This is a genomic window from Streptomyces sp. NPDC001480, from assembly GCF_042894725.1.
GTDB lineage: Bacteria > Actinomycetota > Actinomycetes > Streptomycetales > Streptomycetaceae > Streptomyces.
In genome coordinates this window covers 196033-216488 of record NZ_JBIAVX010000005.1, presented here as the reverse complement: position 1 = coordinate 216488, position 20456 = coordinate 196033, and the positions used below count along the sequence as shown (strand labels likewise).

At 71.8% G+C, this 20456-nt stretch carries 16 protein-coding genes; 7 read left to right on the top strand and 9 right to left on the bottom strand.

Annotated elements, in window-relative coordinates:
• Window positions 1–9: 9 nt before the first annotated feature.
• On the bottom strand, window positions 10–963 hold the full coding sequence (locus ACFY01_RS13885) for a metal ABC transporter substrate-binding protein (RefSeq protein ID WP_390735936.1): 954 nt from the start codon (window positions 961–963) through the stop codon (window positions 10–12).
• 149 nt (window positions 964–1112) lie between these two features.
• On the opposite strand from ACFY01_RS13885, the gene ACFY01_RS13880 reads away from it, so the two are divergent.
• Both ACFY01_RS13880 and ACFY01_RS13875 read left to right on the top strand, forming a co-directional pair.
• Window positions 1113–2495 (top strand): glycine--tRNA ligase, encoded by a 1383-nt coding sequence (locus tag ACFY01_RS13880; RefSeq protein WP_390735935.1) that lies wholly within the window; start codon window positions 1113–1115, stop codon window positions 2493–2495.
• 151 nt (window positions 2496–2646) lie between these two features.
• Window positions 2647–3258 (top strand): LysE family translocator, encoded by a 612-nt coding sequence (locus ACFY01_RS13875; RefSeq protein ID WP_390735934.1) that lies wholly within the window; start codon window positions 2647–2649, stop codon window positions 3256–3258.
• Window positions 3259–3261: 3 nt separating this feature from the next.
• Here ACFY01_RS13875 and ACFY01_RS13870 read toward each other — a convergent pair whose 3' ends face one another.
• Window positions 3262–4314, bottom strand: a complete 1053-nt coding sequence (locus tag ACFY01_RS13870; RefSeq protein ID WP_390735933.1) for a chitinase — start codon at window positions 4312–4314, stop codon at window positions 3262–3264.
• Between the two features lie 164 nt (window positions 4315–4478).
• Here ACFY01_RS13870 and ACFY01_RS13865 point away from each other — a divergent pair, with 164 nt between their 5' ends.
• Window positions 4479–5486 (top strand): aldo/keto reductase, encoded by a 1008-nt coding sequence (locus tag ACFY01_RS13865; RefSeq protein WP_390735932.1) that lies wholly within the window; start codon window positions 4479–4481, stop codon window positions 5484–5486.
• Between the two features lie 22 nt (window positions 5487–5508).
• Window positions 5509–6111 carry a TetR family transcriptional regulator gene (locus ACFY01_RS13860; RefSeq protein ID WP_390735931.1) on the top strand — a complete coding sequence of 201 codons (603 nt, stop codon included), beginning with the start codon at window positions 5509–5511 and terminating at the stop codon, window positions 6109–6111.
• Here ACFY01_RS13860 and ACFY01_RS13855 read toward each other — a convergent pair.
• The 3 genes from ACFY01_RS13855 to ACFY01_RS13845 all read right to left on the bottom strand — a co-directional run bounded on the left by ACFY01_RS13855 (window position 6101) and on the right by ACFY01_RS13845 (window position 9097).
• Window positions 6101–7249 (bottom strand): serine hydrolase domain-containing protein, encoded by a 1149-nt coding sequence (locus ACFY01_RS13855; RefSeq protein WP_390735930.1) that lies wholly within the window; start codon window positions 7247–7249, stop codon window positions 6101–6103. The genes ACFY01_RS13860 and ACFY01_RS13855 overlap by 11 nt on opposite strands.
• A gap of 92 nt (window positions 7250–7341) precedes the next feature.
• Window positions 7342–7551, bottom strand: coding sequence for a hypothetical protein (locus ACFY01_RS13850; protein WP_390735929.1), 210 nt, complete (start codon window positions 7549–7551; stop codon window positions 7342–7344).
• Window positions 7552–7669: 118 nt separating this feature from the next.
• Window positions 7670–9097, bottom strand: a complete 1428-nt coding sequence (locus tag ACFY01_RS13845; RefSeq protein WP_390735928.1) for an MFS transporter — start codon at window positions 9095–9097, stop codon at window positions 7670–7672.
• 101 nt (window positions 9098–9198) lie between these two features.
• Here ACFY01_RS13845 and ACFY01_RS13840 point away from each other — a divergent pair, with 101 nt between their 5' ends.
• The gene (locus ACFY01_RS13840; RefSeq protein ID WP_390735927.1) at window positions 9199–10128 is read left to right on the top strand and encodes a helix-turn-helix transcriptional regulator; all 930 of its coding nucleotides are present in this window, start codon (window positions 9199–9201) and stop codon (window positions 10126–10128) included.
• Window positions 10129–10189: 61 nt separating this feature from the next.
• Here ACFY01_RS13840 and ACFY01_RS13835 read toward each other — a convergent pair whose 3' ends face one another.
• Window positions 10190–11632 carry an MFS transporter gene (locus tag ACFY01_RS13835; protein WP_390735926.1) on the bottom strand — a complete coding sequence of 481 codons (1443 nt, stop codon included), beginning with the start codon at window positions 11630–11632 and terminating at the stop codon, window positions 10190–10192.
• A gap of 81 nt (window positions 11633–11713) precedes the next feature.
• Between ACFY01_RS13835 and dusB the strand changes: the two genes are divergently transcribed.
• Window positions 11714–12856 (top strand): tRNA dihydrouridine synthase DusB, encoded by a 1143-nt coding sequence (gene dusB, locus ACFY01_RS13830; protein WP_390735925.1) that lies wholly within the window; start codon window positions 11714–11716, stop codon window positions 12854–12856.
• Window positions 12857–12889: 33 nt separating this feature from the next.
• Here dusB and ACFY01_RS13825 read toward each other — a convergent pair whose 3' ends face one another.
• The 3 genes from ACFY01_RS13825 to ACFY01_RS13815 form a co-directional block, all read right to left on the bottom strand.
• Window positions 12890–14566 (bottom strand): CDP-alcohol phosphatidyltransferase, encoded by a 1677-nt coding sequence (locus ACFY01_RS13825; protein ID WP_390736220.1) that lies wholly within the window; start codon window positions 14564–14566, stop codon window positions 12890–12892.
• 737 nt (window positions 14567–15303) lie between these two features.
• Complete coding sequence (locus tag ACFY01_RS13820) at window positions 15304–17241, bottom strand: glycogen debranching N-terminal domain-containing protein (RefSeq protein WP_390735924.1); 1938 nt, start codon at window positions 17239–17241, stop codon at window positions 15304–15306.
• Window positions 17238–18827, bottom strand: a complete 1590-nt coding sequence (locus ACFY01_RS13815; RefSeq protein ID WP_390735923.1) for a hypothetical protein — start codon at window positions 18825–18827, stop codon at window positions 17238–17240. The genes ACFY01_RS13820 and ACFY01_RS13815 overlap by 4 nt, the downstream gene beginning before the upstream one ends.
• 120 nt (window positions 18828–18947) lie before the next feature.
• Between ACFY01_RS13815 and ACFY01_RS13810 the strand changes: the two genes are divergently transcribed.
• Window positions 18948–20150 carry an ROK family protein gene (locus tag ACFY01_RS13810; protein WP_390735922.1) on the top strand — a complete coding sequence of 401 codons (1203 nt, stop codon included), beginning with the start codon at window positions 18948–18950 and terminating at the stop codon, window positions 20148–20150.
• Window positions 20151–20456 lie beyond the last annotated feature (306 nt).

The window sequence follows — 20456 nt, the reverse complement described above, 5'->3', positions numbered from 1 at the left end:
GTGGGGCTGTCACTTGGCCCCCAGGGCCTTCTGAAGGGCCTTGATGTTGGACTCCTGGACCGTGAAGTAGTCCTTGCCGCGGGACTTCGACGTGATGCCCTCGATCGGGTCGAGGACGTCCGTCCTCAGCCCGGCGTCGGCGGCGATGGTCTTCGCGGTCTTGTCGCTGACGAGCGTTTCGTAGAACACGGTCGTGACGCCGTCGGCCTTCGCCATCGTCTCGAGGTCCTTGACGCGGGAGGCGCTGGGCTCGGACTCGGGGTCGAGGCCGTTGATGGCCTCCTCGGTCAGGCCGTAGCGCTCGGCGAGGTAGCCGAAGGCGGCGTGGGTGGTGAGGAAGACCTTGGTCCTCGTGTGCGCGAGGCCGTTCTTGAACCGCGTGTTCAGGTCGTCCAGCTGCTTGACCAGGGCAGCGGTGTTCGCCTTGTAGTCGGCGGCGTGGTCGGGGTCGGCCTTCTCGAAGGCCTTGCCGACGCCCTCGGCGACCTGGGCGTAGCGCACCGGGTCGAGCCATACGTGGGGGTCGAGGCCGGCCAGTTCCTCGTTCTTCGAGGAGTCGTGCTCGGCCGCGTGGCCGCCGGCCTCGTTGCCGTGCTTCTCCAGGGAGGTGAGGGAGGCGGCGTCGATCTTGGTCTTCACCTCGGACTGGGCGACCGCCTTGTCGACGGCGGGCTGGAGGTTCTTGAGGTAGAGCACCGCGTCGGACTCCTCGAGCTGCGCGGTCTGCCTGGCGCTGATCTCCAGGTCGTGCGGTTCCTGGCCGGGCTGGGTGAGACTGGTGACGTGGACGTGGCTCCCGCCGATCCGCTCGGCGAGGAAGGCCATCGGGTAGAACGACGCGACGACGTCGAACTTGTCCGTGTTGCCCGCGGCGCTCGCGCCGGAGCAGGCGGAGAGGGTGGCGAGGCCGAGGGCGGTGACCGCGGTCGTCGCCACCGCGGGTATGAGTCGTCGTACGTTCATGACACTCATTTTCAACAAAAATGGAAACCGTTGTCAACAACGGTTGAAGGGGCTACCGATTTGGTTGAGGGGGAGGCCACGCCGGTACCCTGAAGCATTCGCTGGAAGCAACTCGCTTCGTCGCCCGTCGTCGTAATGAAGAGAGCACCGTGGCCGCCGACAAGATCGACACCATCGTCAGCCTGAGCAAGCGCCGTGGCTTCGTATTCCCGTGCAGTGAGATCTACGGCGGACAGCGTGCCGCCTGGGACTACGGGCCGCTGGGTGTCGAGTTCAAGGAGAACATCAAGCGCCAGTGGTGGCGCTACATGGTGACGTCGCGCGAGGACGTGGTCGGTATCGACTCGTCCGTCATCCTGGCCCCCGAGGTCTGGGTCGCCTCCGGTCACGTCGCCACCTTCTCGGACCCGCTGACCGAGTGCACCTCGTGTCACAAGCGGTTCCGCGCCGACCACCTGGAAGAGGCGTACGAGGAGAAGAAGGGCCACGCCCCGGCCAACGGCCTGGCCGACATCAACTGCCCGAACTGCGGCAACAAGGGCCAGTTCACCGAGCCCAAGCAGTTCTCGGGCCTCCTCTCCACCCACCTCGGCCCCACGCAGGACTCCGGCTCCGTCGCCTACCTGCGCCCCGAGACCGCCCAGGGCATCTTCACCAACTTCGCCCAGGTGCAGACCACCTCGCGCCGCAAGCCGCCGTTCGGCATCGCGCAGATGGGCAAGTCCTTCCGCAACGAGATCACGCCCGGCAACTTCATCTTCCGCACCCGCGAGTTCGAGCAGATGGAGATGGAGTTCTTCGTCAAGCCGGGCGAGGACGAGAAGTGGCAGGAGTACTGGATGGAGCAGCGCTGGAACTGGTACACCGGCCTGGGCCTGCGCGAGGAGAACATGCGGTGGTACGAGCACCCGCAGGAGAAGCTCTCCCACTACTCCAAGCGCACCGCTGACATCGAGTACCGCTTCCAGTTCGGCGGCAGCGAGTGGGGCGAGCTGGAGGGCGTCGCCAACCGCACCGACTACGACCTCGGCGCCCACGCCAAGGCCTCCGGCCAGGACCTCTCCTACTTCGACCAGGAGGCCGGCGAGCGCTGGACGCCGTACGTCATCGAGCCCGCGGCCGGTGTCGGCCGCACCATGCTGGCCTTCCTCCTCGACGCCTACGTCGAGGACGAGGCGCCCAACGCCAAGGGCAAGATGGAGAAGCGCACGGTCCTGCGCCTGGACCACCGTCTGGCCCCGGTGAAGGTCGCGGTGCTCCCGCTGTCCCGCAACCCGGAGCTGTCCCCGAAGGCCAAGGGCCTCGCCCAGGCGCTGCGCCAGAACTGGAACATCGAGTTCGACGACGCCGGCGCCATCGGCCGCCGCTACCGCCGCCAGGACGAGATCGGCACGCCGTACTGCGTCACCGTCGACTTCGACACGCTCGAGGACAACGCGGTGACCGTCCGTGAGCGCGACACGATGAAGCAGGAGCGCGTGTCGCTGGACCAGATCGAGGGCTACCTCGCGGGCCGCCTGATCGGCAGCTGACGCATCCACTGAGGCGTCCGTTCCACCGGTGCCGGGTCCCTTCGGGGGCCCGGCACCGGTGTGTTCGGCTCTCTCACGGACCGATTGGTCCGGCAGCGCCGCCCGCGATTGGCCCTGTCGCCCGGGCCACGGCGGCGACAGGGTGGCCCGCATGAGCCTCGCCTTCCTGCTGACCACCCTCGTCATCGTCGCCACGCCGGGCACCGGCGTCGTCTACACACTCGCCGCCGGGCTCTCCCAGGGGCGCCGGGCGAGCGTCGTCGCCGCGTTCGGCTGCACGCTCGGGATCGTGCCGCACGTGGTCGCCACCGTCACCGGGGTCGCCGCGCTGCTGAACGCGAGCGCGACGGCGTTCCAGGTCCTCAAGTACGCCGGTGTCGCCTACCTCCTGTACATGGCCTGGGCGACGGCGCGGGACAAGGAGGCGATCGCCGTGGACGAGAAGGCCGCCCCGCGCCCGGCGGCGCGGGTGATCGGCCGGGCGGTGCTGGTCAACCTGCTCAACCCCAAGCTCACCGTCTTCTTCTTCGCGTTCCTGCCGCAGTTCGTGAGCCCCGACGAGCCGCACGCGGTCGTCCGGATGCTGGGGCTGAGCGGTGTGTTCATGCTGGCCACGTTCGTCGTCTTCGCCGCGTACGGCGTCCTCGCCGCCTCCGTGCGCGGCCACGTCACCTCGCGGCCGCGTGTGATGACGTGGCTGCGGCGGAGCTTCGCGGGGTCGTTCGTGGCGCTGGGCGCGAAGCTGGCGCTGACCGCCCGGTGAGGGTCAACGACCCTGGAGCGACTTGACGTTGTCGCCGAAGGTCCAGTTCTTCGAGCCGTCCCAGTTGACCGACCAGGTCATCAGGCCCTTGAGTGAGGTGCCGTAGTGCCTCCAGGCCTGGGAGACCAGTGAGGGCGACATGTAGCCGCCGCCCGCGCCGGGTTGCGCGGGCAGGCCCGGCACCTGCTTGTCGTAGGGCACCTTCACGGTCGTACCCTGCACCACCAGCCCCTTGTCGAGGCAGTCGGTCTGCGCGGTGAACCCCGCGACCGTGCCCGCCGAGTAGGAGTCGCCGGAGCAGCCGTACATGCTGCCGTTGTAGTACTGCATGTTCAGCCACCACAGGCGGCCGTTGTCGGCGTACTTCTTGACGATCGGCAGGTACGCGCCCCAGATGGAGCCGTAGGTGATGCTGCCGCCGGTGACGTAGGCCGTCTCCGGGGCCATCGTCAGACCGAAGCCGGACGGCATCTTCGCCAGCACCCCGTCGATGATGCGGATCAGGTTGGCCTGGGACGTGGACAGCTGCGTGATGCTGCCGCTGCCGACCAGGCCGGTCTCGATGTCGATGTCGATGCCGTCGAAGTTGTACTTCTTCAGGATCGGCACGATCGTCGCGACGAACCGGTCGGCGACGGCGCTGGACGAGAGGTCGATGCCGGCCGCCGCCCCGCCGATCGACAGCAGGATCGTCTGCCCGGACGCCTTCGCCGCGCACATCTCCGCGGGCGTCGCGACCTTCACGCCGGTGTCCATGCCGTCCTCCCAGAGGGCCGTTCCGTCGGAGCGGATGACCGGGAAGGCCGCGTTGACCACGTTGTAGCCGTGCGCGGCGATACGGGAGTCGGTGATCGGGGTCCAGCCGAAGGGCGGGTGGACGCCGTTGGCCGCGCCGTCCCAGTTCTCCCAGTAGCCCTGGAGGACCTTGCCGGCCGGGCGGGACTTCACGGCGCAGGTGTCCGCGGCGGAGGCGGCCGGTGCGGTGGCGAGGGCGAGCGGGGCGAGCAGAGCCCCGGTCAGCGCGGTGGTGAGCAGGCGCAGCGTGCGGCGGATCATGCGAGGCCTCCCGGTGGGGGTGCGGTGAGGTGTCGTAGGCATGACAGTGCGCGTGGTCCAGACCTTTCGTCAATAGGTCTGGACCAAACTTACGTGCGCCTGGATTGACGGATGACAGCTGACAGATATTGAAATCTGTCAGCTGTCATGGAAGAGTGAGGGACATGACGATGCGAACCAGCACACTCGGAACCACCGGCCCCCAGGTCTCCGCCCTCGGCCTCGGCTGCATGGGCATGTCCGCGCTCTACGGGGACGCGGACCGGACCGAGGCCGTCGCCACCATCCACGCCGCCCTGGAAGCGGGCATCACCCTGCTCGACACCGGCGACTTCTACGCCATGGGCCACAACGAGATGCTGATCGGCGAGGCCCTGCGCACCGCCCCCGCCGCCCTCCGCGAGCAGGCGCTGACCAGCGTGAAGTTCGGCGCGTTGCGCGACCCGGACGGCAACTGGAGCGGCTACGACGGCCGCCCGGCCGCCGTGAAGAACTTCGCCGCCTACTCGCTCCAGCGCCTCGGCACCGACCACATCGACGTCTACCGCATCGCCCGGGCCGATCCGGACGTGCCGATCGAGGAGACCGTCGGCGCGATCGCCGAGCTGGTCGAGAAGGGGTACGTCCGGCACATCGGCCTGAGCGAGGTCGGCGCCGACAGCATCCGCCGGGCCGCCGCCACCGCGCCGATCTCGGACCTCCAGATCGAGTACTCGCTCATCTCCCGCGGCATCGAGGAGGAGGTCCTGCCGACCACCCGTGAGCTCGGGATCGCCATCACGGCGTACGGCGTCCTCTCCCGCGGTCTGATCTCCGGCCATTTCACCCCCGACCGGCAGCTCGCCGCGAACGACTTCCGGGCCCACTCGCCCCGCTTCCAGGGCGAGAACCTCCAGCACAACCTCCGCCTCGTCGAGGCGCTGCGGAAGACGGCCGAGCAGAAGGGCGTCAGCGTCGCGCAGATCGCCATCGCCTGGGTGCTCTCCCGGGGCGAGGACATCGTGCCGCTGGTCGGCGCCCGCACCCGGGAGCGGCTCACCGAGTCGCTGGGCGCCCTGGACGTCACGCTGGACGCGGCCGACCTCGCCGCGATCGAGGAGGCGGTCCCGGCGGACGCGGCGGCGGGCGACCGCTACCCGGCCTCACAGATGGGCCACCTCGGCAGCAGGTGACACGCCGGGTACGGTTCACGACATGTCTCCGACCACCGAAGCCCTGACCGCCGAGCGCATCCTCGAAGCCACCGAGGAGGTGCTGCGCCGTCACGGCCCGGCCAAGGCCACCGTGGTGGACGTGGCCCGTGCGCTCGGCGTCAGCCACGGCAGCGTCTACCGCCACTTCCGCACCAAGGCGGCGCTGCGGGAGGCCGTGACCAAACGGTGGCTGGACCGCACGTCCCAGACCCTGTCCGGGATCGCCGCCGAAGGGGACCGCGACCCCGGGGCCCGGCTGCGCGAGTGGCTCGGGGCCCTGTTCGAGGCCAAGCGCCGCAAGGCGGGCGACGACCCCGAGCTGTTCGCCACGTACATGGTGCTGGTCGACGAGAGCGGCCCGGCGGTCTCCGAGCACATCACCGACCTGACCGGCCAGCTGACCCGGATCATCGAGGCGGGCGTCGGCACGGGCACCTTCACCGCCCCCGACCCCGCCACCACCGCCCGCGCCGTCTTCCAGGCCACCGTCCGCTTCCACGACCCGCGCTACGCCCCCGAGTGGAAGCAGCAGGGGGTGGAGGACGACCTCGCGAGTCTGGTGGACCTGCTGGTGCGGGGCCTGAAGGCCGGCCTCACGCGGTGACCCGCCAGAAGTCCCGCATCAGCGGGGTCGGCTTCGGGCTCGTCATGGACACCTGGGTCAGCAGGACGGCGACCGTTCCCGTGGTGGGCACCAGATGGGCCGTGGTCCCGGTGCCGCCGAGCCAGCCGTAGCGGCCGGGGACGTTCCAGGGGTCGGACGGGGCGACGTCCACCTGGGCGCCGTAGCCCCAGCCCTGGCACTGCAGGAAGAGCGCGCCCATCTCCCGCTGGGCCGCCGAGAGGTGGTTGGCCGTCATCCGGCTGACCGAGGCGGGGGTCAGCAGGGGGCGACCCCGCCATTCGCCGCCGCCCAGCAGCATCCGGGCGAAGGCCAGCCAGTCGTCGGCCGTGGAGACGAGCCCGCTGCCGCCGGAGGGGAACTCGGGGATGCCGCTGAAGTCGCCGTCCGGGGTGTCCGTGACCTCCGGCGTGCCGTCGGTGCCGGGCCGGTAGGCGGTCGTGAACCGTCCGCGCTCACCCGCCGGCACCGCGAACCCGGTGTCCGTCATGCCCAGCGGCTCGAAGATCCGCTCGGCCATGAAGTCCGGCAGGCTGCTGCCGGAGACCCGGGCGATCAGCACGCCCTGGATGTCGGAGCAGGTGCCGTACAGCCATGCCTCGCCCGGCTGGTATAGCAGCGGCACCGCGGCGAGCGAGGCCAGCCAGGTGTCGGGGTCCGGCCGCTCCCGCATGGCGTCGCCGAGCTTCTGCACCCCGAGCAGCGCCTGGACGGCCGGGAGCGAGAAGTCGGAGTGCAGGCCCCAGCCCGCCCGGAAGCTGAGCAGGTCCTCGACGGTGACCGGGCGGGCCGCCGGGACCACGTCGTCGACGGGGCTCGAAGGGGTCCGCACCACCACCGGCTTCGCCAGCTCCGGCAGCCAGGTGTCCACCGGGTCGTCGAGCGCCACCCGGCCCTCCTCCACCAGCATCATCAGCGCCGCCGCGGTGACCGGCTTCGTGACCGAGGCGAGCCGGAAGATCGAGTCCCGGGCCATCGGGGCGGAGCCGCCGGCGTCCATGGAACCGACGGCCACCGCCTCGACGTCGTCCCCTCGGGCGAGCAGGCCCACCGCTCCGGGGACCGACCCGTCGTCGACGTACCGCCGGAGCAGCTCGTGCAGATCCCGTCGTTCGCTCATCGGTCCCAGGCCTTCCGTCGCTCGCGGTCGCGGTCGTACGTACGACTCCTCCCGCTGCGGAAAGTCATCGGAGCGCCGGACCGCCGGACCGTTCACGCCGCCGCGGTCGGGTCCACCGTCGCCTGGTGCGCCTCGGCCAGGTGCTCCGCGGCCCTCGCCCAGGACAGGAACGGCGCCCCCTTGCGCCAGCCGCAGGTGTCACATCTGATCGTGCGCTGCACGCCCGCCCGCCGCGCTCTGACGACGTGCCGCCGGCCGTGCTGGTCCCAGCGGCTTATCTCGCTCGTGCTGTCCCGCGACATGTGCCCTCCCGTACCGGCGCCCCGCGTTCCGCGCCCCCCGACGTTCTACGCCAACAGAGTGCCCCGGGCCCGTACTTCACCAGGCTGTGTTCTGTCTCACCTGCTAGTCACCCGCTCGTCACCGGATCGTCCGCGGCAGCCGCAGGCTGAGCAGCCCGGTCAGCACCACCCCGGCCAGCTGCACCAGCAGCGTCGTCACCAGGGCGTCCCGCATGCCGTGGCCGGGGACGAGGGAGAGGAAGAGGGTGCCCAGGGTGGCGACGCCCAGGGCGAGGGCGGACTGCTGGGTGGTGACCATCACACCGCTGCCGACGCCGGCCCGGGCGGCCGGCACCTCGGAGAGCACGATCCGCATGACGACGGGCAGTTGCAGCGCCTGCCCCGCGCCGGCGACCGCCGCACCGGGCAGGAGCTCCACGAAGCCCAGGTCCGGCCAGTCCCGCCAGGCGGCCAGCACGATCAGCGCCACGCCGACGCCCTGGACCAGGGATCCGGCGGTGACGACACGCGTGCCGTAGCGGGCCACCAGGCGCGGCCCGGCGAGCGAGACGACGAGGAACGCCACCGCCATCGGGGCCAGCGCCATGCCCGCCGGGACCGGCCCGAGGCCCGCACCGCGCTGGAGGGCCACCGCGATGACGAACATGAACCCGCTGAAGCCGATCGAGAACGGCACCATCAGCACCAGCCCCCGGCGCAGCGACGTCAGCGCGAACAGGCTCGGCGGCACCAGGGGCGTACGGCCCTGCCGGTCCGCCCGCCGCTCCACCGCGTAGAAGGCCGAGGCGACCCCCGGGAACGCCGCCAGCGACAGCCACGTCCACACCGGCCAGCCCGCCGCCCGGCCCTCGGTGAGCGGGGCGAGCAGCGTGAGCAGGGAGAGCGCGAGCAGCACCGTGCCGGGGCCGTCGAGCGGCTCGGGCCGCTGGGAGCGGGTCTCCGGGACGGCGCGGGTGGCCAGCACCAGACCGGCGAGCACCACGGGCACGTTCACCAGGAACACCGAGCGCCAGCCGGTGCCCGCTATGTCGGCGGCGACCAGGACGCCGCCCAGGATCTGGCCCGCCACCATGGACAGGCCGGCGGTGGCGCCGTACAGGCTCATGGCACGGGCCCGGCGCGGGCCCGTGGTGGTCGCCTGGATGGTGGCGAGCACCTGCGGCAGCATCGCCGCCGCCGACGCGCCCTGCGCGACCCGCGCCGCGACCAGGCTCCAGGCGCCCGGCGCGAGCCCGCAGGCCAGTGAGGTCAGACCGAAGGCGGCCATGCCGCCGAGGAAGAGCCGGCGGCGGCCGAAGAGGTCGCCGAGGCGCCCGCCGAGGACGAGGAGGACCGCGTACGCCACCCCGTAACCGGCGACGACCAGTTCGAGGACGGCCTCGCTCGCGTGCAGGTCCGCGCCGATGGTGGGCAGGGCGACATTGACGATGAAGAAGTCCACCAGGGGCAGGGACGCGGCCAGCAGGACGGTGAACAGTCCGAGGGTGCCGAGTGCCGGTGGCGCCGCCGCTGAGCGGACGGTGGGCGTGGTGACGGTTTCGGTCATGGCCCCGAGCCTGCGCGTGCGCCCAGACTGGTACCAGAGTCTTCTAGTCCTGGTACAAGGAGTACCTGGCAACAGGGTCCGCGAGACGGCAGGCTGGAGACATGACGACCACGGCCCAGGAGAACCCGGCCCGGCCGGACAGGGGTTCGGACATCCGGCGCCACGAGCTGGCCGCCTTCCTGCGCAGCCGCCGCGAGCGCATCACCCCGGAGCAGGTGGGGCTGCCCCGCGGGACCCGGCGCCGCACGCCCGGACTGCGCCGCGAGGAGGTCGCCCAGCTCTCCGCGGTCGGCGTCACCTGGTACACCTGGCTCGAGCAGGCGCGTGACATCCAGGTCTCCGTACAGGTCCTCGACGCCCTGGCCCGCACCCTGATGCTGGACGCGAGCGAGCGCGCCCACCTCTTCCAGCTGGCCGGCTCCGTGGACCCGACACCCGCCTCGAACTGCTCGGGGGTCACCCCGGCCCAGTTCGAGCTGCTGCGCCGGCTGGAGCCGGTCCCGGCCTGCATCCAGAACAGCCGGTACGACATCCTCGCCTACAACCGCACCTACGCCCGTCTGATGGGCGACCTGGACGCGGTCCCGCCCGAGGACCGCAACTGCATGCTCCTCGTCCACACCAACGAGGAGTGGCGGGCCGCGATCGTCCACCTGGAGGAGACCAGGCGCCTGATGGCCGCCAAGCTGCGCGCCTCCATGGCCGGCCACCTCGGCGAACCCGCCTGGAAGATGCTGATCAAGCGGCTGGAGTGCGCGTCACCAGAGTTCCGCGAGAACTGGGACCGCTACGAGGTGGTCGGCACCCGCGGCAAGACCAAGCAGTTCCTCAACCCCTACGTCGGCCTCCTCACCCTCGACCACGTGGACCTGTGGCTGAACCCGGAGGTCGGCGCCCGGATGGTCACGTACGTGCCGACCGACGAGGTGAGCAGGGAGCGCGTGGAGCAGCTGTACGCGTTCGTCCTCGAACAGGAGACCCGGCAGGCGGCTCAGCCGACGCCGGCCGCTTCCCTGGCCTCCGTGGACTGAATCCGCCGGGCGGCGGACGCGGACATGCCGTACAGGGTCGTCGGCCCGCGGAGCAGGCGGCTCAGCCGACGCCGGCCGCTTCCCGTACCTCGTTGGACTGGAGCCGCCGGGCTGTGTGCTCGGCCGTGCGGCGGGCCCAGCGGCCGCTGGTGAGGGCGCCGAGGGCGAGGACCGCGAGGCCGCAGGCGGTGAGGATCCACCAGCCCGGCCTGGCCGCCGACACGAACGCGGTGCGGTACGACGACGAGCCGACCCCGGACGCGAGCACCGCCCCGATCACGGCGACCCCCAGCGTCTGCCCGAGCTGCCTGCTGGTGGAGGCGACGGCCGCGGCGACCCCGGCCTGCGCCCGCGGCATCCCGGACACGGCCGTGTTGGTGATCGGCGCGTTCACGAAGCCGAACCCGATGCCGAACAGCACGTACCCGATGACCAGCGTGACGTTCGACGTCTCCGCCTCGAACGCGGCGAACAGCACCCCGCTCGCGGTCATGGCGAGCCCGGCGATCAGCAGGGGCAGCCGCGGCCCCCGGCTGCCGACCAGCCGGCCGGACAGCGGCGCGCACAGGAAGGTCGGCACGGCCATCGGCAGCATCCACAGACCGGCGTGGAGGGCGTCAAGACCGCGCACGTTCTGGAGGTACAGCGTCGACAGGAAAAGGAAGCCACCCAGCGACGCGAACGCGCTGATGGCGATCACCGTGGCCCCGCTGAACGGCGCGGACCGGAAGAAGCGCAGGTCGATGAGGGGTTCGCCGCGCCGGGGCTCGTACCACAGCAGTCCGAGGAGGGCGACGAAGGCAAGCAGCGCGAACGGCAGTACCCGGCCCGTGCCCGAGTCCGGCGCCTCGATGATCGCGTACGTGAGCGAGCCGAACAGGGCGATCACCAGCAGCTGGCCGACCGGGTCGGGGCGGCGGGCCTTGGGCGCCCGGGACTCCGGGACGAAGCGCAGGGTGAGCAGGAGCGCGGCCAGGCCGACCGGGAGGTTGACCCAGAAGATCGAGCGCCAGCCGACCGACTCCACCAGCAGGCCGCCGACCAGCGGACCGGCGGCCATGGATATGCCGACGACCGCACCCCACACGCCGATCGCGCGGGCGCGCTCACGCGGGTCGGTGAAGGTGTTGGTGATGATCGACATGGCGACCGGGTTGAGCATCGAGCCGCCGACCGCCTGGATCATCCGGAAGACGACCAGCGCCCCCAGGCTGGGCGCGAGGGAGCACAGCAGCGAGCCCGTCACGAACACGATCAGGCCGGTCATGAAGACCTTCCTGCGGCCGACCCGGTCGGCCGTGGAGCCCGCGAGCATCAGCAGCGAGGCCAGCACCAGCGTGTAGGCGTCGATCGTCCACTGGAGGCCGGACGTGGTGGCGTGCAGATCGCTCTGCATGGACGGCAGGGCGACGTTCAGGGCGGTGACGTCGAGGCTGACGATCAGCAGGCTCATGCAGCAGATCGCGAGCACGAGCAGACGTCGGCGATGGCTCAGCTCGGGCATGTGTCCATCGTACGTCCACTTCGATAGTGTGTCTAACTAATTACCGGTACACGATCACGGGCCATGGGTGACAATGGGGCAATGCCCACGCCCACCACGCCCCTGTCGATCGGCCCGCACACCGTCCAGCCGCCCGTTGTCCTCGCCCCCATGGCGGGCATCACCAACGCGCCCTTCCGCACCCTGTGCAGGGAATTCTCCGGCGGCAAGGGCCTGTTCGTGAGCGAGATGATCACGACCCGGGCGCTGGTCGAGCGCAACGAGAAGACCATGCAGCTGATCCACTTCGACGCGACCGAGAAGCCGCGCTCGATCCAGCTGTACGGCGTCGACCCGGCGACCGTCGGCAAGGCCGTCCGCATGATCGCGGAGGAGGACCTCGCCGACCACATCGACCTGAACTTCGGCTGCCCGGTGCCGAAGGTGACGCGCAAGGGCGGCGGCTCGGCCCTCCCGTACAAGCGCAACCTGCTGCGCGCGATCCTCCGCGAGGCGGTGTCGGGCGCCGGGGACCTGCCGGTCACGATGAAGATGCGCAAGGGCATCGACGACGACCACATCACCTACCTCGACGCCGGACGCATCGCCGTCGAGGAGGGCGTCACGGCCATCGCCCTGCACGGCCGCACCGCCGCCCAGCACTACGGCGGCACCGCCGACTGGGACGCCATCGCCCGCCTGAAGGAGCACGTCCCCGAGATCCCCGTGCTCGGCAACGGCGACATCTGGTCCGCCGAGGACGCGCTGCGGATGGTCCGGGAGACCGGTTGCGACGGCGTGGTCGTGGGACGCGGCTGCCTGGGCCGGCCCTGGCTGTTCGCGGACCTGGTGGCCGCCTTCGAGGGCCGGACGGAGGCCGTCGCGCGCCCCACGCTCCGCGAGGTCGCCGACGTCATGGTCCGCCACGCCACCCTCCTCGGCGAGTGGATCGGCGACGAGTCCAAGGGCGTCGTCGACTTCCGCAAGCACGTGGCCTGGTACCTGAAGGGCTTCGCGGTCGGCTCGGAGAAGCGCAAGCGCCTCGCCATCACCTCCTCCCTCGCGGAACTCCGCTCCGGCCTGGACGAGCTGGACCTCGACCAGCCCTGGCCCACCGGCGCAGACGGCCCCCGCGGCCGTACCTCCGGCAACAACCGCGTGGTCCTGCCGGACGGCTGGCTGAAGGACCCGTACGACTGCGCGGGCGTCAGCGAGGACGCGGAGCTGGACACCTCCGGGGGCTGACACCCCGCGGCGCCGCTCGCCGCGGGGTGACGGTCAGCGCCTCTTCGGGTGCGGGGTCGAGCCGTACGCCGTCAGGAAGCGGTCCCGGAAGGAGCTCATCTTCCACACCGGCGCGTCGTGCGCGGGCCGCAGGCCGTCCGTCCAGTTCCAGTCGGCGATCTTGTCCAGCACCTTCGGGTCCTTGGCGACGATGGAGACCGGGACGTCCCGGCTGGCGTGGTTGCCGCTGACCCGGGCGATGGGCTGGTGGTCGCCGAGGAAGACCAGGACGGTGTCGTCGCTGCCGTAGCGCTCCAGCCACTGGGTGAGGGCGGTCACCGAGTACTGGATCGACTTGCCGTACTCCTCGCGGGACTTGGTGGTGTCGGCGATGACGTCCTCGGGCTTGTTGCCCGCCGCCTCGATGCCCTTGAAGACCGAGCCGTCGCCCAGCTGGTCCCAGCCGACCATCTTCGGGATCGGCGCCCAGGGCTGGTGGCTGGAGGTCAGGATGAGCAGCGACATCCGCGACTTGCCGGCGGCGACCTTCTTGCTGTGCACCCGCTCCTGGTACTGCTGGAGCGCGTACTGGTCCGGCATGGTCGACCAGCTGAACTTCGGGCCCTTGTAGCCCAGCTGGAAGGCGTTGTAGACCTTGTCGAGGCCGTACCACTTCTGCTCCGGCCAGCCCTTCTGCACGCCCGGCATCACACCGACCGTGTCGAACGCGCCGGTCTTCTTGAAGGCGTCGGTGAGGCTCAGGTGGTCGCTGGCCATGACCGTGCGGTAGCGCTGCTGGTTGCTGATCCACAGGCCCGACATGGTGGTGGAGTGGCCGAGCCAGCTGCTGCCGCCGTACGTCGCCGACGTCAGCCAGCCGCTCTTGGCGTGGAAGCCCGCCTTGGCCAGGGCCTTGGTCCGCACGTCCAACGTCTTGTCCACGCCGGGCGCCATGATCGGGTCCTCGATCGCGCTGCGGCCGTAGCTCTCGATGAACGTGAAGATCATGTCCTTGCCGCGCAGGTCCGGCACCAGCTGGCTGGCCGGCGTGTTGCCGAAGGCGTCGACCTTGGCGACCTTCTCGAACTCCGCCTCGTCGCGCAGGGTGCTCTCGACCTTGTGCGCCTGGACCTTCAGGGCGGCGGCGGTGCGGTCGGAGGCGATCGGCACGCCGGAGATCTGGATGCCGAGGGAGGAGCAGGTGATCCAGACGACGCCGGCGATCAGTGTGCCCCGGGTGGCCGCGCCGGTGTTGCGGGCCAGCAGGTTGCTCAGCCGGACCGTGGACAGGGCCAGCAGGAGGAACAGCAGCAGGACGAGCGCGATGACGCCGACGGTGGCGGCGAGCGTGACCGTCTTGCCGAGGGAGTCGTTCAGGTACGACTGCGCGTCGCTGAGCAGGGTCCAGTCGAGGATGGGGTTGAAGGTCCGGCCGAGGTACTGGTTGAAGCCCATGTCGAGGAAGTTCAGTACGGTCATCGCACCGAGCGCGACGCCGGAGACGGCCGCCAGCACGACCCGGGGGCGGCGCGGCAGCGCCAGCATCACGGCGGCCCCGATGATCGCCTCCGCCGGTATTCGCGCGAACTTCACCGGCTTGAGCCCGACCACGGTGTTCGGCAGCAGCAGCGCGGCCAGCACCAGCGCGGCGGCCAGTACGGTCACGGACACCGACAGCACGGAAGCGGCCGTCGGATGCGCCGCCCGCCACGCCTCCCGCCGCCGCCGCATCCGGGCTCGCCCGCTCCACCCGGGCCAGCCACGCCGCGCGGGACGCCGGCCGGCGGTGGGGGCCCCGTCGGCGGTTTCGGGGGCGTCGGTTTCTGGAGTATCGGCTTCGGGGGTGGTCGCGGGAGCGGTCGCTTCGAGCGCGCCTGCCGGGGTGGGGGTGGCTGCCTCGGGGGCGTCCTTCGAGGTGGCCGTGGGGGGCGCCGTGGAGGTGGTGGCCGCGCCCGTGGTCTCCGGGGCGTCGGTCTCCGGTGTGGGCTCGGAGGCGGCGGCTTCCGAAGTGGCGGTCTCTTCCGGGGCCGCCTGGGCGGTGGCCTCCGGGTCGGCAGCGGCGTCCGGGGCGGGCTTCGGGCCGGTGGACGGGGGCTCCGTTTCCGGGGCGCTTGCTTCGGCGGCCCGCGCGGTGCCGTCCCCGCCGGCGTTCCCGGTGGCGGCTTCGCCGGAGTCGTCCGGCCCGGCCTCGGCAGAGGCAGCGCCCTCGGTCTCGGCCCCGGGTTCCTCGAAGTCCGGCCGGGCGGCGGCGCCGTCCGTTTCCGGTGACTGGCGAATGCTCGTGTGCTGAGGCAACCCGGAGGTCCTTCCGTGCGAGGCCCGTGAACGGAGGCGGCAGGCCACGCGGGGAGGCAGGGGCCGGCCGCCATCCCGTACGGCTCGCCTCCGATGCCTGTTCAGGACCCTGGGCAAACACCCGGCAAACGGCTCGCCAATACTCCATTCGGACGGGACCGGGGCAACAGACCCTAGGCGCCCCCGACCGCCGTGAGCAGCGCCAACGGCGCCGCCGCCGAGCGGGATTCGCGTACGCACGCGTGCGGGTACGGCACGGGCTCGGCGTGGGTGTCGCGACCGTACCCCGCGAGGACCTCCGGCAGCCGGTGCCCGGTGGCCGTCGCCGCGTCGACCAGGGCGTGGGCGACCGTACGGGCCTCGTCGTGCAGGCCGTAGCGGGCCAGACCCAGGGTGAGCAGCGCGTTGTCGTGCGGCCAGACCGAACCGCGGTGGTAGGAGAGCGGGTGGTACGCCGACTGCCCGGCCGCCAGCGTGCGGACGCCCCAGCCCGAGAAGAAGTCCGGTTCCAGGAGCCTGCGGCCGACCACCTCCCCGTACTCCTTGTCCAGCAGCCCCGACCACAGCAGGTGCCCCGCGTCCGAGGCCAGCGCATCGACCTGGCGGCCCTCTCCGTCCAGCGCGAGCGCGGGGAAGGAGCGCTCCCGCATCCAGAAGTCCCGCTGGAAGCGGTCGCGCAGGTCGGCGGCGGCCTGTTCCAGCAGGGCCGCGTACGTCTCGTCGCCCCACACCGTGCGCGCCACCCACGCCGTGCGGCGCAGCGCGTCGTAGGCGTAGCCCTGGGCCCCCGCCGCCACCACCGGCCCGTGCGGGCGGGTGCCGTCGGCCGAGCAGATGGCGCCGGGGGAGTCCTTCCAGTTCTGGTTGGCGAGGCCGCCCCGGTCGGCGCGGTACACCAGGTAGCCGCGCGAGGCCAGGCCGCCGTGGTCGAGCATCCAGCCGATCGCCGCGCGGGCGTGCGGTTCCAGCCGGCGGGCGAGGGCCGCGTCCCCGGTCTGTTCGACGTACGCGCCGAGCAGGACGAGGAACAGCGGGGTGGCGTCGACCGAGCCGTAGTACCGCCCGTACGGCACCTGCCCGAAGTGGGCCAGCTCGCCGTGCCGCACCTCGTGCACGATCTTGCCGGGCTGGGCGACCGAGGCCGGGATGCTCCGGGTCGCCTGGGTGGCGGCGAGCGCGGGGAGTGTCGCGGCGGCCAGGCGGGGGCGGTAGGGGAGGGTGAACAGCGAGGTCAGCAGGGCGTCGCGGCCGAGGAGGGTGAGGAACCAGGGCGCGCCCGCCGCCGGTACGCGCAGTTCCTCCCCGTCCGGCCCGGTCGCCGGGACCTGGAGCGAGGCGAGGTCGGTCAGACCCCGGGCACAGGCCGCCGCCAGCTCCGGCCAGCCGGTCGGGAAGGCCACGCCCTCCACGAACTCACCCTCGGCAGCGAGCAGTTGCTCGTTCACCGCGGCGGGGGAGCGCGGCACCCGCAACGCCCGCTTCTCGCCGTGCGGCCGGGCGATCACGCGCAGCACCAGCTCGGCCGTGCCGTGCGGTTCCAGTTCGAGGGTCCACACGAGCCGGCGGGCTCCCGTGCCGGTCTCCTCCACACCGTCGGGGGCGGGGTCGGCCGTGATGGTCGTGACGGACCGCCATTCGCCGCGGCGGTAGGTGAACTCCAGGCCGTCGTCCAGGACCCGGCGGGAGCGTACGACGCCGGTCTTGGCGTAGGTGCGGTGGTCGGAGCGCAGCTCGAACTGGTCGGTGAAGTCGGCGTCGGCGGTGATCGCCAGGCGGACCGTGGTGGGCACCGGGCGGTTGCTGGTCACCCGCAGCGACTCCACGAACGAGCTGTCACCGACCGCCTGTTCACGGAACAGGGTGTGCGCGGGCGGCTCCTGCCGGCCGCCGCGCGGGACCAGGACGCAGCGCGTGCCGTCGCCGTCCGCGACCGGCGTGAGCACCTCGGGCACCGCGCCGTCCACGGTGAGCTGCCAGCGGCTGAGGTGTCGGCCGTCGCGGACGAACAACCCGTCCGGGGAGCCGCCGCCCCGGACGCCGCTGATGTCGCCCCGGTCGCCCACGGCCGCGAAGGTCGCGCCATGCACGAGCAGATGATGCCGGTCCGTCATCCCCGGCCCCCTCCCTTGTCGCTGCTGCCGAAGTCGCTTCCGCGGGAGTCGCTTTCGTGAGAATCGCTTCCGCGGGATTCGCTTCCACGGGGGTCGCCTCCGTGGGAGTCGCTTCCGTGAGAATCGCTTCCACGGGGGTCGCTTCCACGGTGGTCGCTCCTGTGGAAGTCACTCCTGTCGAACGCGCCGGGGCCCTCGGGGGACACGCCGTGCCCGGGGGACCCGTGAAGCAGATCGAGCGTGAGCGCGGCGGTCCAGCCGAAGCCGAGCGCGCCGCGGGCCTCGCCGGTGTACGGGTCGACGTACTCGGCGAACCCGGTCGCCCCGGCGGTGTGCACGAGGTCCGCCCGCAGCGCGTCGGCCCGCTCCCGCTCGCCGTGCGCGCGCAGGCCCCGCTCCACCAGCCAGCCGGTGTTGAACCAGGCGGGGCCGCGCCAGTAGCGGTGCGGGTCGAAGGCCTCGCCGAGCAGGTCGTAGCTGGGCACCAGACGGGTGGTGGCGCCGAGGCCGAAGTGCGGGCCGGTGAGCGTGCCGACCAGCGCGGCGGCGGTCTCGCGGGGCAGGCCGGGCAGGAGGAGCGGGACGAGACCGGAGACGCCGCGCTCGGGGATCAGGCCGCCGTCCCGTACGTCCCGGCAGAGGAACATGCCCCGCGCCGGGTCCCACAGCCTCTCCAGCAGCGCGTCCGTCAGGCGTTCCGCGCGCGCGTGCCGGGCCGTGCCGGTCGCGCCCAGCTCCTCGGCGATCCGGGCCAGCGCGTGCTCGGAGGCGATCAGCAGGGCGTTGAAGGCCGGGTCCTCGACAGCGAACTCCCCTCCGCCGTCGGCATATCCGCCGTCCCGGTAGTCCGTCGCCAGCCGCACGTACCGCCCGTAGTCCAGGTCCGTCGGCCGGGCCTCCGCCGCTCCGTGGTCGAGGTCGGCACGGCGGAAGGAGCGGGCCGGTGCCGGGGTGACGCGGGAGAGCGGGGCGTCCCAGCAGGGGCTGTTGTCCATGCCCTGCTCCCAGGGGTGCACGACGGACGCCAGCCCGCCGCCGCCCAGGTCCCGTCGGTGCAGCAGATAGCGGTGCCAGGCGGCCAGCCGCGGGTACACCCCCGCCAGGAAGCCCCGGGCCCGGGACAGCCCCGGGTCGGCGAGGTGCACCAGCCAGGCCGCCAGCGCGTGCACCGGTGGCTGCACGATGCCGGAGGTCTGTACGGTGCGCGGGGCGCCCGCAGCGCGCCCCGCGGTCGAGGAGCGCCAGAAGTCGGGGCTCGGGAAGTACGCGTCGAGCGGTACGGAGGGGTTGAAGACGATGTGCGGGACGCGCCCGTCGCCCCACTGCGCGGCCAGCAGCGTCTCCAGCTCCGTCTGCGCCCGTAACGGCGAGACGTGCCGCAGGCCGATCGCGATGAACGCGGAGTCCCAGGACCACTGGTGCGGGTACAGGCTGCGCGAGGGGACCGTCGACGTGCCCGTCCAGTTGCCCTCCAGCACGCGGGCGGCGCCGACGTGCGGTGAACCGGTCGACCTCGCCGCGGACGGCGGATCGTATGCGATCGCACGCGCGGTGCGGTCGGCGGTGAGCTGGGCAGTGCGATCCACTCGGGGCTCCCCGAAAGACGTCCGGCCGAGCGGTTCGGCCGTGACCACCGTAGGGTTACGTCTATTTAACACGCAAAACTCACTATGTAATGCAGACTTGAGAAGCACAAGGGGGTGTGCATGAGCGGTCGGAGTCAGGCGAGCGCCGGTGATCTGCTCGAACTGGTGCGCACGGGGCGCGCCACGACGCGTGGTGCCCTCCAGCAGGTCACCGGGCTGTCCCGGGCCACCGTCGGCCAGCGGCTCGACCGTCTCTTCCGGGCCGGCTGGCTGCGCGAGGGCGCCGGTGGCCCGGTCGGCTCCCCGCTGGGCGGCCGGCCCTCGATCACCCTGGAGTTCGACGACGCCCACGCCGTCGTCCTCGCCGCCGACCTCGACACCCGGCACGCGCGCGTGGCGGTCCTCACGCTCACCGGCGAGATGCTCGCCGAGCACTCCGGCACGCTGGCCGTCGAGGACGGCCCGGACACCGTGCTCGGCGAGCTCGGCCGGTGGTTCGCCGAGCTGCTGGAGAAGGCGGGGTACCGGGCGGAGGAGGTCTGCGGCATCGGGCTCGCCGTACCGGGGCCCGTCGACAGCGAGACCGGCCGGGTCGTCCAGCCGCCGATCATGCCCGGCTGGGACGGCTACGACATAAGAGGCCGCCTGGCCCGTGCCCTCACCGAGCGCACTGGTGCCCCGCGCGTCCCCGTGCTCGTGGACAACGACGCCAACCTCATGGCGTACGGGGAACAGCGCACCGGGCACCCGGACTGCTCGGCGTTCGTGCTGGTGAAGGTGTCGACCGGGATCGGCGCCGGGGTCGTGGTGGACGGCTCCATCTACCGGGGCATCGACGGCGGCGCCGGGGACATCGGGCACATCCGGGTGCCGGAGGGCGCCGAGGCACTGTGCCGGTGCGGGTCGTACGGCTGTCTGGCCGCCGTCGCCAGCGGTGGCGCCGTGGCCCGCCGGCTCGCCGAGGCGGGTGTGCGGGCCGCCAGCGGCTCGGACGTGCGGGACCTGCTGGCGGCCGGGCACCCGGAGGCGGCGGCGCTGGCCCGGGAGGCCGGGCGCCGGGTCGGGGACGTCCTGGCGACCGTGGTGACGCTGCTCAACCCCGGCGTGCTGATGATCGCCGGCGACCTGGCCGGGACGTCCTTCCTCACCGGCGTACGGGAGCTGCTCTACCAGCGGGCCCTGCCGCGCTCCACCGCCCACCTGGACGTCGTCACCTCGCGGCTCGGGGAGCGGGCCGGGCTGGTGGGGGCGGGTGCCCTGGTCGTGGAGCATCTGTACGCGCCGGAGCGGGTGGAGGAACGGCTGCTGGCGCTGGGTGTGTGACGTCCGGACGCACGTCCGCATGGTGAAATTCGGCGCGCTGTGGCAGCGTGATTCTCGCCACCCTTGATAAGGGTAGCGCTCAGATGAGCGGATCTTGCGCGACTGCACTTCTCCAAGGGGTGGCACTCGGTGCCACCCCTTGATCGTTCATCGATCGAAATCAGACGTGCGAGCGCCCCGCTCATCTGAGCGGAAAATCGCACCTGTGGGCACCTGTGTGTTCAAGAAGTGAAAACACTCGCCCGTCACCGCTTGCCAAGCTTTGACTTTGGATCCGCTGGCGGACGGCTGGTTACGGGCGCATGA